General features: G+C 43.5%; 11 protein-coding genes. 3 read left to right on the top strand and 8 right to left on the bottom strand.

Annotated elements, in window-relative coordinates:
- Positions 1-336 precede the first annotated feature (336 nt).
- Positions 337-1605: an O-acetylhomoserine aminocarboxypropyltransferase/cysteine synthase family protein gene (locus QWZ07_RS24385; RefSeq protein WP_192854147.1), complete on the top strand. Its 1269-nt coding sequence runs from the start codon at positions 337-339 to the stop codon at positions 1603-1605.
- A gap of 104 nt (positions 1606-1709) precedes the next feature.
- On the opposite strand, the gene glmS is transcribed toward QWZ07_RS24385, so the two are convergent.
- Together glmS and QWZ07_RS24375 are read right to left on the bottom strand one after the other, a co-directional pair.
- A complete protein-coding gene (gene glmS, locus QWZ07_RS24380; protein ID WP_102384617.1) occupies positions 1710-3542 on the bottom strand; it encodes a glutamine--fructose-6-phosphate transaminase (isomerizing) in 1833 nt (610 codons plus the stop codon).
- Positions 3543-3648: 106 nt separating this feature from the next.
- The gene (locus QWZ07_RS24375; RefSeq protein WP_192854146.1) at positions 3649-4419 is read right to left on the bottom strand and encodes a DeoR/GlpR family DNA-binding transcription regulator; all 771 of its coding nucleotides are present in this window, start codon (positions 4417-4419) and stop codon (positions 3649-3651) included.
- A gap of 429 nt (positions 4420-4848) precedes the next feature.
- Here QWZ07_RS24375 and pykF point away from each other — a divergent pair, with 429 nt between their 5' ends.
- Together pykF and QWZ07_RS24365 are read left to right on the top strand one after the other, a co-directional pair.
- A complete protein-coding gene (gene pykF / locus QWZ07_RS24370) occupies positions 4849-6261 on the top strand; it encodes a pyruvate kinase PykF (RefSeq protein WP_017104457.1) in 1413 nt (470 codons plus the stop codon).
- A gap of 180 nt (positions 6262-6441) precedes the next feature.
- A complete protein-coding gene (locus QWZ07_RS24365) occupies positions 6442-7113 on the top strand; it encodes a GntR family transcriptional regulator (RefSeq protein ID WP_017104458.1) in 672 nt (223 codons plus the stop codon).
- 624 nt (positions 7114-7737) lie between these two features.
- Here the strand turns inward: QWZ07_RS24365 and QWZ07_RS24360 are convergent.
- The 6 genes from QWZ07_RS24360 to QWZ07_RS24335 form a co-directional block, all read right to left on the bottom strand.
- The gene (locus tag QWZ07_RS24360) at positions 7738-9621 is read right to left on the bottom strand and encodes a sensor domain-containing diguanylate cyclase (protein ID WP_192854145.1); all 1884 of its coding nucleotides are present in this window, start codon (positions 9619-9621) and stop codon (positions 7738-7740) included.
- A 113-nt stretch (positions 9622-9734) separates the two neighbouring features.
- Complete coding sequence (gene ilvN, locus QWZ07_RS24355; protein ID WP_008219984.1) at positions 9735-10229, bottom strand: acetolactate synthase small subunit; 495 nt, start codon at positions 10227-10229, stop codon at positions 9735-9737.
- Position 10230: 1 nt separating this feature from the next.
- Positions 10231-11970, bottom strand: a complete 1740-nt coding sequence (locus tag QWZ07_RS24350; protein WP_065105564.1) for an acetolactate synthase 3 large subunit — start codon at positions 11968-11970, stop codon at positions 10231-10233.
- 460 nt (positions 11971-12430) lie between these two features.
- Positions 12431-14239, bottom strand: a complete 1809-nt coding sequence (locus tag QWZ07_RS24345; RefSeq protein ID WP_017109317.1) for an AMP-dependent synthetase/ligase — start codon at positions 14237-14239, stop codon at positions 12431-12433.
- A 201-nt stretch (positions 14240-14440) separates the two neighbouring features.
- Positions 14441-15400: a transcriptional regulator LeuO gene (gene leuO, locus QWZ07_RS24340; protein WP_017109318.1), complete on the bottom strand. Its 960-nt coding sequence runs from the start codon at positions 15398-15400 to the stop codon at positions 14441-14443.
- A gap of 346 nt (positions 15401-15746) precedes the next feature.
- The gene (locus tag QWZ07_RS24335) at positions 15747-16802 is read right to left on the bottom strand and encodes an MJ1255/VC2487 family glycosyltransferase (RefSeq protein ID WP_192854144.1); all 1056 of its coding nucleotides are present in this window, start codon (positions 16800-16802) and stop codon (positions 15747-15749) included.
- Positions 16803-16813 lie beyond the last annotated feature (11 nt).

Genomic DNA, 16813 nt, shown 5'->3' with positions numbered 1-16813 from the left:
TATTGGAACAATAAGAGATATATTGGATGAAATCAAGCATTGTGTTGTTATTTGTTGTAACCTTTATATAGGGCATATACGAGCGCACGACTCATAATCGTTCGGTCCCCAGTTCAAATCTGGGAGGGGCCACCAAATTAGAAAAGCCAGAACAGTTCACACTGCTCTGGCTTTTTGCTTTTCTAGATCTGCACAACTCACGCTGTATTCCCTACAAATAACGAATCGCCCCGCACACAGTTCCAATTGCTTCTCTGTGACTAAGCTTACTTTTCTTTTATAAAAAAGGCGGCAATATGAACGTACATAAATCGTTCAATAGTTCAGGGAAGACACATGAAAGACGAAACACTCTCGATTCACTTCGGCTACGAAACCGATCCAACCACCAAATCAGTTGCGACTCCTATTTACCAAACTGTTGCTTATGAATTCGATGATGCACAACACGGCGCCGACCTGTTTAACCTTGCGGTACCGGGCAATATCTACACTCGCATAATGAACCCAACCAACGATGTGTTGGAAAAACGCATGGCAGCCTTAGAAGGTGGTATTGCAGGTTTAGTGGTAAGTGCGGGCAGTGCCGCGATCAACTACGCTATTCAGACGGTGGCACAGATCGGTGACAACATTGTCTCCACACCTCAGCTTTACGGTGGTACTTACACCCTATTTGCTCACATGCTACCAAACCAAGGCATAGAGGTTCGCTTTGCCAAAGACGACAAGCCTGAAAGCTTGGCTGCACTGATCGATGAAAAAACCAAAGCGGTTTATTGTGAAAGTATCGGTAACCCAGCAGGCAATATTATCGACTTAGAACGTGTTGCTGAGCTTGCTCACGCACAAGGTGTGCCTGTGATTGTCGATAACACGGTGGCGACACCTGTGTTGTGTAAACCTATCGATTTTGGTGCTGATATTGTGGTGCACTCGCTCACCAAATACGTTGGCGGTCACGGAACAACATTGGGTGGTGTGATTGTCGACTCAGGCAAATTCCCATGGGCAGAGCACAAAGATCGCTTCCCAGTATTTAATCAGCCAGAACCTTCTTACCACGGTGTGGTTTATACCGAGGCTTTTGGCGAAGCCGCGTTTATTGGTCGTGCTCGAACGGTTCCACTGCGTAATACAGGCGCAGCATTGTCACCCATGAATGCTTTTATGCTAATGCAAGGCTTAGAGACATTGTCGTTACGCATGGAGCGACACACAGAGAACGCACTAAAAGTAGCAGAGTACCTTCAGCAACATGAGAAAGTGAGTTGGGTGAGCTACGCTGGTTTACCAACGTCTGAGTTCTATCCGTTGGCTGAGAAATACATGCAAGGTAAGCCATCGGCCATTTTATCTTTTGGCTTGAAAGATGGTTATGAAGCGGGTGTTCGTTTCTATGATGCGCTACAAATCTTCAAGCGCTTGGTGAACATCGGCGATGCGAAATCTCTCGCTTGTCACCCTGCCTCTACAACACACCGCCAATTGAGCGAAGCGGAACAAAAACAAGCGGGTGTATCACCAGAGATGATCCGCCTCTCAGTAGGCATTGAGCACATTGACGATATCTTGGCTGACCTAGAACAAGCACTTAGCGCTTAATGACGCTACAGCTAGCTCTAACACTGCTCGTTAACTAACAGACACAAAAAAGCCCATCACAGGATGGGCTTTTTATTATCTAATTTTCTTAAATAGGCTGGCGATTACTCAACCGTTACCGCTTTCGCTAGATTACGAGGTTGGTCAACATCGGTACCTTTGATTAGCGCGACATGGTAAGACAACAGCTGCATCGGTACTGTGTAGTAGATAGGTGCTGTTACTTCACTTACGTGAGGCATCTTGATGATCTTCATGTTCTCATCGCTTTCAAAGCCAGCGTCTTCATCTGCGAATACGTAAAGTAGACCGCCACGAGCACGTACTTCTTCAACGTTTGATTTCAGCTTCTCTAGTAAGTCGTTGCTTGGTGCAATAACGACTACAGGCATGTCTGCATCGATAAGAGCCAAAGGACCGTGCTTAAGCTCACCAGCCGCGTATGCTTCTGCGTGAATGTAAGAGATCTCTTTCAACTTAAGAGACGCTTCCATTGCGATTGGGTAGAACTCACCACGACCTAGAAACAGTGTGTGGTGCTTATCTGCAAAATCAGGGGCTAGCGCTTCAATCTCTTTATCAAATGCCAATGCTTTCTCGATATCAGCAGGCAGTTGGTGAAGTGCTTGAACGATTTCCGCTTCTTTCTCTTCATTGATACGACCTTGTAGACGACCAATTGAAGTTACCATCATCAGCATAGCCGCTAGCTGTGTTGTGAAGGCTTTAGTTGAAGCAACACCGATCTCAGTACCTGCGCGAGTCATGAAGGCAAAATCAGATTCACGAACTAGCGAAGAACCGGCAACGTTACAGATCGTCATTGCTGACATATAACCCTTCTCTTTCGCAAGACGAAGTGCAGCAAGCGTATCCGCCGTTTCACCAGATTGAGACAGAGTCACCAATAGGCTGTTCGGACGAACAACGAAATCACGGTAACGGAATTCAGAAGCAATCTCTACATCACAGCTTACGCCAGCTAGAGACTCAAACCAGTAACGAGCTGCCATGCCTGAGTTGTAAGACGTACCACATGCGATGATCTGCACGTGTTCTACCTTGCTTAAGATCTCTTCAGCTTTAACACCGATTGCATTAGTGATTACAGAAGTGTCAGAGATACGACCTTCCATCGTGTTGATCAGCGCTGTTGGCTGCTCAAAAATTTCTTTCTGCATGAAGTGACGGTATTGACCTTTGTCACCTGCATCATGCTCTGCGTTTGATTCAACGATGTCACGCTCAACACGCTCGCCCGCTACATCAAATACCGTTACATCACGACGAGTAACCTCAGCAACATCACCTTCTTCTAGGTACATGAAGCGACGAGTTACGCTTAATAGTGCAAGCTGGTCAGAGGCTAGGAAGTTTTCACCAACACCAAAACCGATAACGATCGGGCTACCTGAACGAGCGACTACAATACGGCTAGGATCTTTACGATCAACCGCCACCGTGCCGTATGCACCGTCTAATTGTTTCGCTGTCTTTTGAAGCGCTTCAACCAAAGAAGCTGAAGTACGAAGTTCCCATTCAACTAAATGAGCGATAACTTCAGTATCCGTTTGTGAAGTAAACACATAACCACGCTCTTGAAGAAGAGCACGCAGTGCTTCGTGGTTTTCGATAATACCATTGTGTACAACAGCAATATCACCAGACATGTGTGGGTGTGCATTCGCTTCAGATGGCTCACCGTGCGTCGCCCAGCGTGTATGAGCGATACCAGTGCCGCCAATAACATGCTGCTGATCGACTGCGTCTGCTAGCTCTTGTACTTTACCAAGGCGGCGCACACGAGTTAGGTTAGATTCAGTATCAACTACAGCGACACCCGCTGAGTCGTAGCCACGATATTCTAGGCGGCGAAGGCCTTCTACTAAAATTTCGGCTACATCACGCTGTGCTACTGCACCAACAATTCCACACATAGTTTCACTCCATCAATTTCGTTTTATTCCTATTGGCAGCAAGCAAAGGCCAGATCTTTATTAAGATCAATTATAGGAAGGTAATGCATAATACTTAAATTTGTTTTTACGCTGGATCAGTCAGGATCACTCGAACATCATGTGATTCGATACTTGCTTTGGATTCTTCGCCTAAGTCTGTATTGGTAATCAAGATGTCAATATGTTCCCACGCCAGCTCTAAGTTCGGGATCTTTCGTCCCACTTTTTCAGACTCAACCATCACGATCACTTCTCGTGACACTTCAGCCATAACTTTGCTCAGGCCAATCAATTCATTAAACGTAGTAGTGCCTCTATCAAGGTCGATACCATCAGCACCGATGAACAATTGGTCAAAATCGTAAGCACGAAGTACCGACTCTGCGACCTTGCCTTGGAAAGAATCCGAATGGGTATCCCAAGTGCCACCCGTCATTAATAACGTTGGTTCACTTTCAAGCTCATTAAGCGCATTAGCCACGTGTAATGAGTTGGTCATAACAACCAAACCACGCTTAGTATTAAGCTGCTGAATCAAGGCGCCAGTCGTGCTGCCACTATCGATGACAATGCGATTATGGTCGCGAATCAAATCTGCAGCGGCTTTTGCTAATGAAATCTTTCGAGTCGAAACTTGTTGACCCAGTTCCTCGTTCACAACCTCTTTCGGTAATGAAATCGCACCACCATAACGGCGTAAAAGCTGACCGTTTTTCTCTAAAGACGCCAAGTCCTTTCTAATCGTGACCTCTGAGGTTTCGAACTTAGCGGATAATTCATCAACACTAACCTCCCCCTTTTCATTCACTAGATTAGAAATTGCATGTCTTCTGAGCTGGGTGTTTCGTTTCGACATTTAGAAAAGGCCATAAAGTTTCGATATGAAACATATTATAGTTACAACGAAACTATTTAGTCCATTTATTTTGATCCAAAAAATTAATAAATAGCGATAAAACCTTGTCCTAAGACAATTGTTAAGCAGTGATATTGAACTCATTAGGTGGTAGAATCCGCACCCGAAAAGAAAAAAAATTACAAAACTGACCGTTATTTTTCTGCAACTTTCACCTGATATATTGGTATAAGTCACAGAAACCCGACGTTGAATCAAAATCTTTTAGTCATAAAATGACTAAAATTGATGAAAGACTTACAACTCTGAAGGACATATTGGAAGTCCCGCGCTTTTACACAACAGGCACAAAATGTTGATGTAGCGGACCAATCTTCAGAACTTAAATAAATTTCAAATTGTAACAATACTTACCGGAGAGTACCTTCCATGAAAAAGACCAAAATCGTATGTACGATTGGCCCTAAAACTGAATCTGTAGAGAAGCTAACTGAACTAGTAGATGCTGGCATGAACGTTATGCGTCTTAACTTCTCTCACGGTGATTTCGCAGAACACGGCACTCGTATCGCGAACTTCCGTAAAGTAATGGAAAACAAAGGTGAGCAACTTGCTATCCTTCTAGATACTAAAGGTCCTGAAATCCGTACTATCAAACTTGAAGATGGTAACGACGTAGATCTAGTAGCTGGTCAAGAGTTCACTTTCACAACTGACGCAACAGTTGTTGGTAACAAAGACGTAGTAGCAGTAACTTACCTAGGTTTCGCTAAAGACCTAACTGCAGGTAACACTATCCTTGTTGATGACGGCCTAATCGAAATGGAAGTTATCGCAACAACAGAAACTGAAGTTAAGTGTAAAGTTCTTAACAACGGTGCTCTAGGCGAAAACAAAGGTGTTAACCTTCCTGGCGTTTCTGTTCAACTTCCAGCTCTTTCTGAGAAAGACAAAGCTGACCTTAAGTTTGGTTGTGAGCAAGGCGTTGATTTCGTAGCTGCTTCTTTCATCCGTAAAGAAGACGATGTTAAAGAAATCCGTGAGCTTCTAAACGCTAACGGTGGCGAAAACATCCACATCATTTCTAAGATTGAAAACCAAGAAGGTGTAGATAACTTCGATTCAATCCTTGAAGCTTCTGACGGCATCATGGTTGCTCGTGGTGACCTAGGTGTTGAAATCCCAGCTGAAGAAGTAATCTTCGCTCAGAAAATGATGATCGAGAAGTGCAACCGTGCACGTAAGATGGTTATCACTGCAACTCAAATGCTTGACTCTATGATCAGCAACCCACGTCCAACTCGCGCAGAAGCGGGTGACGTTGCGAACGCAATCATGGATGGTACTGATGCAGTAATGCTTTCTGGTGAAACTGCTAAAGGTAAGTACCCAGTTGAAGCTGTTACTATCATGGCTCAAATCGCGAACCGTACTGATTCAGCTCTTAAAGCTGAACTAGGTTCTCGTCTAGACAGCCCACGTCTACGCATCACTGAAGCAGTATGTAAAGGCGCTGTGGACACAGCAGAGAAGCTAGCTGCTCCTCTAATCGTTGTTGCAACTGAAGGCGGTAAGTCTGCACGTTCAGTACGTAAGTACTTCCCAACTGCAAACATCCTTGCTCTAACAACTAACGAAAAGACAGCTGCACAGCTAGTTCTTACTAAAGGTGTTAAGCCAGTTCTTGTTGACTCTATCGAGAACACAGACGCTTTCTACATCAACGGTAAAGAAATCGCTCTACAATCTGGCCTAGGTAACAAAGGCGACATCGTAGTTATGGTTTCTGGTGCTCTAGTTGCTTCTGGTACTACAAACACAGCGTCTGTTCACGTTCTATAATCGAGAACAGCAACGCAATAAAATATAAAAGAGGGCTTCGGCCCTCTTTTTTTATGAAACAATATCTTGCCTAACTTTTCAGTACGCTGTATTATCAATACATAATAGAACTACGTACTGTTAACTTCCAATTGACTCTTTCCAAGAGACGGATTAGCAGACTAGAAATCAAATATATACATGAGGTTTGTAATGTCTAGTCCTACTCTCACTGATAAAGTATCGAAAATGATTCGCCAAGATATCCTGAATGGTGAATTGCTCCCTGGCCAAAAACTCGTTGTTGCTGATCTAAAAAGTAGATACAACGTGGGTGCATCGCCAATTCGTGAAGCCTTGGTACAATTGTCTTGGAGCAAGTACGTAAAACTAGAGCCACAAAAAGGCTGCTGGGTATCTCCGGTATCAAAGAAAGAGCTTAACGATTTATACGAAAGCCTTCGTGTTGTCTCTTCAGTTTTGCTTAAAAAAGCCATTTCATCAGGCGATGAGAGCTGGGAATTAGAAGTACTGACGTCTTACCATAAACTGTCTAAAATCCAATATGTGGCAGAAGAGTTTGACTGCGCTGAGTGGGAAGAACGTCACCAACAGTTCCATGTATCACTACTTGAAGGCGCGGATTCAGAGAACATGTTTAAATTCTTTGATGACTTGATCAACCAAGTTAAGCGTTATCGTTTCCTAGTTCTATCGGCTGAAACAGTGACAGACGATCTGTTCAATATCGATGAACACGAAATGATCATGAAGCTAGTACTCGCTAAAAATGTCGATCAAGCGACAGAGCTGCTGGATCAACACCTACTAAGCTCAATGAAACGAATTGAAGAAGTTATCGAAGCGGCATAAACATCAAGCCAAGATAGATTCTAACCACATAAAAACGGAGCCTAATGGCTCCGTTTTTTATTTCCAGTATTACGACTGAACTACCACCCAAAAAACTCTTTGTGATGAGTATTGAGCAGCACAACCATAGGTAAAAAATACAACGCACTCAGTTGAAAACCAAGAATGACTAATGTGCCTATGGTTAACCTCACTAAAAAATCGACAAACATACTACGCCTCTTTTCACTCGACAGTATGATCCCCAAATGCTTGCTCCAGCTAAATCAATTCGATTGCTACGCTTCAACTCATTGATAAAACGATCTAATCCACTGAATTAAGTTAACGGTGTCATCCTTCTACTACTGGTAAACACTCTATTTATTGCACCGTTTGATACGATGAAATCTGAAGTACAGCCATTTGCTTATTGTTCAGTTTAGCTCAAATTATCGCCAGCATTAGACTTTAGTCTAACTAGCTAATGTTTGTGATACAGATCTTTTCAAAGTGAGATTTGCAGAATTATTCAATGCGGAGATTAGGAAGATTGATGGTTCAATTGAGATAAGTGAAGAGGCATAAGTGGAGAGTAATAGTGAAGGTTTCATGCGTATTCAAAACACGATTGAATACAGAGAATTAAGCGACATCAGCATGACTTGGGCACAAAGACACTGTATTGCGACCTGACGATTTGGATTCGTAGAGCCCAACATCGGCACATTTGTACGACCGAGTACTGTTACTGGTTAAATCCGTAAAGCCGACGCTTACTGTCACTTTAGTCCCCGCGGCGAGCTCTATCTCGATGCGTAAACGATCCAAAACGCGTTTTGCTTCAGGCAGAGTGGTGTGTGGCATCAGCAGCGCAAACTCCTCTCCCCCAACACGAGCGACAAAGTCAGTACTGCGAAGGCTGTCCTGCAAAAGCTTGGCAACACCAGCAATCACACGGTCGCCTTCATCATGTCCAAGCTCGTCATTAATTCGCTTGAAGTTATCAATATCGACCAAAGCCAAGCAAGTCGTCGCTTCGTTAGGGTAACGCTCAACTAAACGAGAATAGTAGGCGAGCTGCTCTTCGAACTTGCGACGGTTCCAGAGGTTGCTCAAAGAGTCTCGCTCGCTTAGAACTCGTAAACGGACTTCAAGCTCTTTTCTCACCGAGATGTCGACCAGTGACGTAATGTAGTAACTGATTTTGCCCGAGTTGTTTTTGACCGCGTGAACTCGCATGATCGCAGTAAAAGGAATACGAAGTTTGTTCTTACACAACACTTCCCCTTCCCAAACTTCTTCTTGCTCTAGGTGCTGCCAGATTGAATCACTAGAGAGTGTCTGCTCGGTATTTTCCAGAAGCAGTTGTAAGGCGTTCTGTCCAATGACTTGCTTTTTACTGTAACCCGTTATGTTTTCAAACTCGTTATTGATCATCATGGCACGATGTTGCTTATCAGAGATCATCACCGCTGACATACCATTCAATGCAGCTCGCGCTAATTTACTTTCTAAGCTGCGTCGTCGATAGTGAGTTACCAGATAAGCGAACGGAAAGGCAAAGATCAAAACAGTAAAGAGGACGATGATCTCTTCATGAGCAAGATCATTGAGATCGCGCTCTGCACGAGCAAGAAGCTGTTTTTCATTAAGTTGAATGAGCAAATGGACCTTTTGATTGTTCGCTAGCATAACCGTGTTAAACGCAAACAAATTACCATCCTCAAAAACGTGTCCCGCCTGCTCATTGGAGATTGCATCCCAAGTCTTCGGTGCGATGTTTTTTAGGTTGAAGCCTTTTCGTTCAGGAATAGAGTCGCCGAATAGCTTACCGCTGTTGTTACTCGCGATATAATAACCGGCTTCATTGAGCACTTCTGCTTTAAGGTCATTATCAGGTGAATAACTAAGACGCGACGATAAACCCCATACGTCGAGATTTATAACAAGATAGCCGACTCTTTTTTCAGGTGTTTCTACGGGAGTAAAGACACGAATTACCGGAATATAAGGCAAGATTACCTCACCATGCTCAGTTTCAAGTTCAATGCCCCAGCCGCCAATCTGCTCGGCTTCTAGTTCTTGAGCATATTCGAAGTAGCTAGAGTCAGACTTATCTTGAAGCTCTTGAGGTATCGTTATATAGCCTGTTTCAGCGGAATAATTTACGCGAACCAGCTCTTTACCCGCGATATCTAACAGGTGGATCTGCGTATACCATTTCTGGTTCACTAGGACAGACTGCCAAACCTCTTCAAGTAGATCTTTGGTTTGGTTAGATGGAGAAGAAGCAAAATCAACCAAGCTTTGACTGTGACTTAACAGCCCCATCACGGAGACTAATTGGGTCTTAAGAAGATCATAATCTCGTTTGGCATACACTAACTGATGAACGGCTTGTTTCGCTGAGTAGTCGAAGCTCTGCTGTTTCACTTCTTGATAGCGTTGTAGGTAATAAAGACCTACAGCAGAAGACAGTGTGATAGAGATAATCAGCAATGTAATTATTGATTTTTTATTTCTCATTGCTAACTCAGGTGAATGGAAGTGAAGCGCGGGATTATAGCACTCTAAATAATGAACAAAATAAAAGCCGCTTAAAAAAGCGGCTTTAAAACTATTTTTCCAATAACGATCGCTTACGCTTTTAGTGCACGCTCACCGCGAGCAATGCCAACAACACCACTTCGAGCCACTTCAAGCACTTCCGTTACCTCAGACAATGCCTGAATGAAAGCATCAAGCTTCTCGCTAGTACCGGCCATTTGCACCGTGTATTGCGAAGCCGTTACATCAACGATCTGACCACGGAAAATATCCGCGGTGCGTTTCACTTCGGCACGAGCAAAGCCGCTAGCGCGTACTTTTACCATCAGAAGTTCACGCTCGATATGCTCAAGCTCAGACACTTCTTGTACCTTAAGTACGTCGATCAGTTTGTGTAACTGCTTCTGAATCTGCTCAAGCTGCATTTCGCTTGAATTAGTAGTGACATTAAGACGAGAAAGCGTTGGATCATCCGTAGGAGATACATTCAAAGACTCGATGTTGTAGCCACGCTGAGAAAACAAGCCAACCACTCGAGAAAGTGCGCCTGGTTGGTTTTCCATTAATAGTGAAATGATGTGTCTCATATTATGTTCTCTCCGTTTTGCTTAGCCACATGTTATCCATACCCTCGCCTTTGATCTGCATTGGGTATACGTGCTCGGTGTCATCAACACTGATGTCGACAAATACCAGACGGTCTTTCATTGCTAATGCTTTTTCCAAGCCTGATTCCAATTCATCCGGAGATGAAATACGCATGCCAACGTGGCCATAAGCCTCTGCAATCGCAGCGAAATCAGGAACAGAGTCCATATATGAGTTAGAGTGACGACCTTGATAAACAATGTCTTGCCACTGTTTTACCATTCCTAAGAAACGGTTGTTCAGGTTAATGATCTTAACCGGAATATTGTATTGAAGCGCCGTCGATAGCTCTTGGATATTCATCTGAATACTGCCATCACCCGTTACAACAACGACTTCTTCATCTGGCTTAGCAAACTTAACGCCCATACCTGCAGGTAGACCAAAGCCCATCGTGCCTAAACCACCAGAGTTAATCCAACGGCGTGGTTTATCGAACGGATAGTACAGTGCAGCAAACATTTGGTGCTGACCAACATCCGAAGCAACATAGGCATCGCCATTGGTTACTTTATGAAGTGTTTCAATAACTTGTTGTGGCTTAATGCGCTCAGAAGATTTGTCATACGCTAAGCAATCACGTTCTTGCCATTGCTTGATTTCGCTCCACCAGCTTTCCATCGCTTGCGCGTCATTGGTTCCGCCTTGCTCAACAAGCAGGTTAACCATGCTCTCTAGTACTTTCTCTGCTGAACCTACAATCGGTAGATCCACTTTTACGTTTTTAGAGATAGAAGATGGGTCGATATCAATATGCATGATCTTCGCATCAGGGCAGTACTTGTCTAAGTTATTGGTGGTACGGTCATCGAAACGTACGCCAATACCAAAGATCAAGTCCGCATTGTGCATCGCCATATTGGCTTCATACAAACCATGCATACCCAACATACCCAAAGAGTTTTTATGAGTACCCGGGAAAGCCCCAAGCCCCATTAGGGTGCTTACGACTGGTAAATTCAGTGCTTCTGCCAATTTTAACAGTGGCTTATCTGCCTCAGAAATAACCGCACCACCACCGACGTAAAGCACCGGCTTTTTCGCTTCAAGAAGTGCCTTCAATGCCTTCTTGATCTGTCCTTTATGCCCAGTGAGCGTTGGATTATACGAACGCATTTTTATTGTTTCTGGGTATTCATAAGGAAGTTTGATTTGTGGGTTTAGAATATCTTTAGGCAGATCGATAACCACAGGACCGGGACGTCCTGTCGTTGAAATATAGAATGCTTTTTTAACAACGTCTGGGATATCTTCCGCTTTCTTAACGAGGAAGCTGTGTTTAACGATCGGACGGGATACACCCACGATATCACACTCTTGGAAGGCGTCGTTACCAATCAAGCTATTTGGTACGTTACCAGAAATAACAATCATTGGAATTGAGTCCATGTACGCCGTAGCAATACCCGTTACGGTATTGGTCGCGCCCGGACCAGAACATACAAGTACCACACCCGGTTTACCGGTCGAACGAGTATAGCCATCTGCCATATGGGTAGCGGCTTGTTCGTGTCGTACTAATACGTGTTTAATTTCAGCAGTTTTAGCATGCAGGGCATCATAGATATCAAGTACAGAACCACCTGGATAACCAAAGATTTGTTCTACACCCTCTTCAATTAGAGACTGCACCACCATCTCAGCGCCGGATAACATTGCTGTTTCAGGTTTTGTTGTCATATTGCTCTCCTCACCAGTTTCCAATCACATTTGGTGAACATGTTGGGCTGGTTTTACATAGTCTAGGGCTTATTCGTAGCCTAATTCGAAATACTTCCACTTTTTCGGCTATGGCTGTCTGTCGTGATAACAACAAACAGTAATACGAAACAACTTTAACGCTTTATTATCATCTGGTCTAACACCAGAGATCCAACAATCATGTCAAAAAACCAACTATTAGCTGAAAGCATCAAAAAAAACCCAAGACAAAGCTAATAGTTAGATTTAAAAACTAGTTAACACCTAAAAAAAAGAGCTAAATATTCAAATGAATCGCAGTTTATCGATTAATTACGCCCTTATTGATGTGCGCTTTCGCACATTGTGCTGTGTCAGTAGGCATAAAAAATCCCCCTAAAAATGCAATCACATTCGTAGGGGGATTTTTAAACAACTGAAAATTTATCTAAGCAGAAAACTACTTATCTTTAGGCTTTTCATTGTACATTTCTTCGATTTCGTCTTGATACTTATCGTTGATAACTTTACGACGCAATTTTTGAGTAGGTGTCAGTTCGCCATCATCCATAGAAAATGCTTTTGGCAACAACTTGAATTTCTTCACTTGTTCAAACTTAGCCAACTCTTGCTGGAGGTCATTCACGCGCTTCTCTAGCATCTCGACAATCTGGTGATGCTTAACAAGCTCAACGCGGTCGTGATACTTGATATTCAGTTCTTTGGCATACTCTTCTAGCGAGTCATAACAAGGAACAATCAGCGCAGAAACGAATTTGCGTGTATCAGCGATAACAGCAATCTGTTCGATAAAGTGATCTTTACCAATCGCGCCTTCCACCACTTGCGGTGCAATGTACTTGCCGCCAGAGGTTTTCATTAACTCTTTGATACGGTCGGTAATGAACAGGTTTCCATTTTCATCAAAATGACCCGCATCGCCGGTTTTCAGGAAGCCGTGCTCATCAAAAGTCTTCGCTGTCTCTTCTGGCATCTTGTAGTAACCGCGCATCACCATTGGGCCACGAACAAGAATCTCGTTCTTCGCACCAATTTTCACTTCTGCGCCTGGCATCGACATACCAATAGAATCAGGGTTAAAACAACGATCATCCCAGCATGATACTGTCGCCGTTGTTTCTGTCATGCCGTAGCCAAGTTTTACGTTGATACCAATAGCATGGAAGAAGCGGCCAATGGTTTCATCTAGCTTCGCGCCACCACATGGCATGAAGTTAATGTTGCCACCTAGCAATGCTCGAAGTTTAGAGAGCACAAGCTTATCGGCTAGCGCATGGCTCTTCTTCAACATTAACGATGGTGTACGACCTTCTTGGTGACAAACAGAGAGCTTAGCCCCCATGTTCACTGCCCAAGTAAAGAGCACTTTACGGATAAACGGTGCTTTCGATACCTTCTCGTGAATCGCTGAGAAGATCTTCTCGTAGAAGCGAGGAACTGCAGACATAACCGTTGGTTTAACGTCGCTCAACGCATCACGAACTTGCATAGTGTCTTGCAGATAGCAGTTGGTTGCGCCTTTATAAAGGACATAGAAAGTCCAAGCGCGCTCAAATACATGTGATAAAGGTAAGAAACACAGTGAAACATCGTCTTTAGTCAGGCTAAGACGCTCATCGTGGCCTTCTAGTTGATAGCCAATATTAGTGTAATCAAGCATTACGCCTTTCGGCTGGCCTGTAGTACCAGAGGTATAGATGAGAGTGAGTAGATCATCCATGCTTGCAGCTGCGAGACGAGCGTCAAGTTCAACTTGTTGAGCTTCAGCCCCACGCGCCATAAAATCTTGCCAAGACACAGCAAAACTGTGCTCTTGAGTATCGATATCAGCAGACATAGCGACGATGATTTCAAGCTGTTCACACTCTTCGAAGATGTTAACAGCAGCATCAAACTGAGCTTGCTCACCAACAAATAAGATCTTCACATCCGCATTCTGGATAATGTAAGAAGACTGTGCAGCGGTGTTCGTTGGGTAAATCGGCACTGTCACAAGACGAGCTTGTAAGGATGCAAAATCTGCCACAGTCCACTGAGGCATATTATTGGAATAGATACCGATCTTATCTTGAACTCTCAATCCTTGAGCTAACAATGCTAATGAAAGCGTATCGATTTGCTGTCCAAATTGTTCCCAGCTAATACCTTGCCATACATTGTCTACTTTGTGCTTCAAAGCTGTACGGTTGCCACCTTGGGCAATCTGGTCACGAAGTCTTTTTACGATATGAAAATCTAAATTGGCCATCTCTTTACCTTTGGCTTACACCTGTAAGCTTTTTTGAGCGCACAAGTGTACCTCTGATCATGGAAAAGGCAACTGATGAAGCTCAAAGTTATAAGTAATAGTACGTCTCACGCTAAGTTTTCTATCAACAAAAATAGCAGGTACAAAAAAGCCCCAAGCCAGAGTCCCAGCTTAGGGCTTACAAATCATAGGGATTAGTGCTTATTTAAGCGCTACAACTTCGCCACAGATCATCATTAATTGATCTCGTAACCAAATGTGTCCTTTATCCTTTTCACTTGATTCGTGCCAGCTTAGGAAGCCAGAAATTGCCGCATTATCGAATGGGAAATCTAGAATCTGAAGCTGATCTTTGTTCGCTGCATGCTCAACCATCCAACGAGGAGCAATCGTCACAAGCTCAGATTGACCAACAACGTAAAGTACGTTGCTTAAGCTCGTACCTTCGTAGAAAGGTGTGCAATCTAGGTCACGGTACGCTTGCTCAGAGAAGCTACGTTGACCATGAATACGAGACAGTTTTGCGTGTTTTTCGTTAAGCAGCTCTGCCGCTGACACTTCACCGTTGATACGTGGGTGAGAAGCAGAAGCGACAACAACTAATTCGTCTTGGAAGATCTCAGTGCTTGAGAAGCCTTGCTCATCAAAGCGAGCGTAATCAATCACGAAGTCGATTTCTTGGTAGCGCATACGCTCAGAAAGTTGACGATCAAATTCAGCATCCATATGCAGTTTAACGCTAGGTGCTTGGTCGTTGATTGTCGACATGATCTTAGGAGCAAAACGCATGTCACATGGGCTGCAAATCGCAAGTTTAAACAGGCGAGAAGAAGACTCAGGAGAGAACACAGAACTTGGTAGTTCGTTGCGTACTAATTGTAGAGCTTGGCGGATTGGACCAAACAATTGACGAGCACGTTGAGTCGGCTGAATACCACGACCTTGACGCATGAATAGTTCGTCGTTAAACATCACTTTTAGACGAGCAACTGCGTTACTTACCGCTGGCTGAGACATGCCCAGATTGTGAGCTGCACGCGTAATGTTTTGCTCTTGCATTACTGCATCAAATACAGTCAAAAGGTTTAAGTCTACTCCACGAAGTGTGCTTTCCATTCTGTAGCTTGCAATTGCACTCATTGCGTCTTTTTTCTCTAACATTCAAGTTGCCTCTTGTCGGTTCGACAGCGTTAAATTGGTAATGGTATGGGAATAGATAACCACTAATTCTTATATTTATCAGACCGATGTTTTTCGGATTACCACTACTATTAACCAATAATTCGCACGCTACCAACAAGATTGATAAAGAATAATTTTATTTTACCTTAATGATTAAATAACATCTAAAAATCAATTATTTATAGAGTTATAAAAAAACATAAAATGCTGCACTTATGAGTTTCATTTCGACTTATTTAGCTGTTCTATCGTTTGGTTACATTTGTTACAATTTATTGAACCCATGAATTGTTTGACTGGTCGATTCAGAAATAACACTTATGAGTTAGGTGAGCGATGCATAACTTGGGAAATCAACCTTGTCCCAAAGCTGCTTTCTTAGGTCTTCCTGATTCGACCAATTCCCCGCTAATATCCACTCTGCAATCGCACTGGCAACGTCTGGATAAGTGACGACCTCAGCCTGTTTTTCATTGAGCCACTCACGCAACGTCGCTGCATCCAAAAAGCTCATTGTTTGTGCCAGCCCTAATGCCCCCAGCGTAGCGACATTACTTTGCTGTTCAAACTGTCCTTCAAGCGGTTTAAGAAGCAGTTTTTTACCCAAAGTTAAGGCTTCAGATGGCAATTCAAAACCACCATTAGCCACCACTCCTGAGCATTGATTGAGGTCGAATTGAAAGCCAGCATGACTGAGTGGTTTGAACTCAATATTTTCAACTCGGCTTTGCTCAATAACATTCGGGTGATAGCAGACAAAGTTGTGAGAAATGAACTTCATCAGAAGCTCTGAAATCGCTTCTAAATCTTCAAACGGCAAGTAGACTAAAGTGAAATCTTGCGGTGCTTTGGTTTTCTGATCACCAGTGAGCGTATGAACGATAGGTGGCAATATTGGCTGTTCAAAGTGATACCAATGCAACCCAATAGCATGCTCTGTTGGCGCAAAATGCTGAATAACAGAATGTTCAATCCAGTTGCCCCCTTCTTTAGGCACATCGTAACGGAATGCATTTTGGTGGCTTATTCCAATACACGGGACACCTTGTCTTTTCGCAGCCCAAGCGGTTACCGGTTCGAAGTCATTCAATACCAAATCGTAAGGTGTAAGATCGATCTGCTTCATTTCCTTAAGGAATCGCCACATACTATTTTTGATGAAGGTCTTGGAGTATTTAACCTTACCCTGCTCACTGTAAAAAGTGAGTCCATGGCGGGTTTGATAATTGCCAAACTCTTCCATAGAAAAGTACTTATTTTCATCCCTTCCAGAAAATAGAAAGTCGACATCAATATTATGTTGGCGAAACGCGACAGCCATTGCTCTCGCACGAGCGATGTGACCATTCCCTGTACCTTGTACGCCATATAAAATTTTCATTCAGGTTCCTT

It is taken from the genome of Vibrio lentus (genome assembly GCF_030409755.1).
Taxonomy (GTDB): Bacteria; Pseudomonadota; Gammaproteobacteria; order Enterobacterales; family Vibrionaceae; genus Vibrio; species Vibrio lentus.
The sequence above is the reverse complement of the archived record's forward strand: the minus strand, read 5'-3'. Positions and strand labels throughout refer to the sequence as shown.

Coding starts and splice junctions, on each gene's coding strand:
- QWZ07_RS24385 (WP_192854147.1), top strand. CDS start 337: ATGAAAGACGAAACACTCTCGATTCACTTCGGCTACGAAACCGATCCA.
- glmS (WP_102384617.1), bottom strand. CDS start 3,542: ATGTGTGGAATTGTTGGTGCAGTAGCACAGCGTGATGTAGCCGAAATT.
- QWZ07_RS24375 (WP_192854146.1), bottom strand. CDS start 4,419: ATGTCGAAACGAAACACCCAGCTCAGAAGACATGCAATTTCTAATCTA.
- pykF (WP_017104457.1), top strand. CDS start 4,849: ATGAAAAAGACCAAAATCGTATGTACGATTGGCCCTAAAACTGAATCT.
- QWZ07_RS24365 (WP_017104458.1), top strand. CDS start 6,442: ATGAGGTTTGTAATGTCTAGTCCTACTCTCACTGATAAAGTATCGAAA.
- QWZ07_RS24360 (WP_192854145.1), bottom strand. CDS start 9,621: ATGAGAAATAAAAAATCAATAATTACATTGCTGATTATCTCTATCACA.
- ilvN (WP_008219984.1), bottom strand. CDS start 10,229: ATGAGACACATCATTTCACTATTAATGGAAAACCAACCAGGCGCACTT.
- QWZ07_RS24350 (WP_065105564.1), bottom strand. CDS start 11,970: ATGACAACAAAACCTGAAACAGCAATGTTATCCGGCGCTGAGATGGTG.
- QWZ07_RS24345 (WP_017109317.1), bottom strand. CDS start 14,239: ATGGCCAATTTAGATTTTCATATCGTAAAAAGACTTCGTGACCAGATT.
- leuO (WP_017109318.1), bottom strand. CDS start 15,400: ATGTTAGAGAAAAAAGACGCAATGAGTGCAATTGCAAGCTACAGAATG.
- QWZ07_RS24335 (WP_192854144.1), bottom strand. CDS start 16,802: ATGAAAATTTTATATGGCGTACAAGGTACAGGGAATGGTCACATCGCT.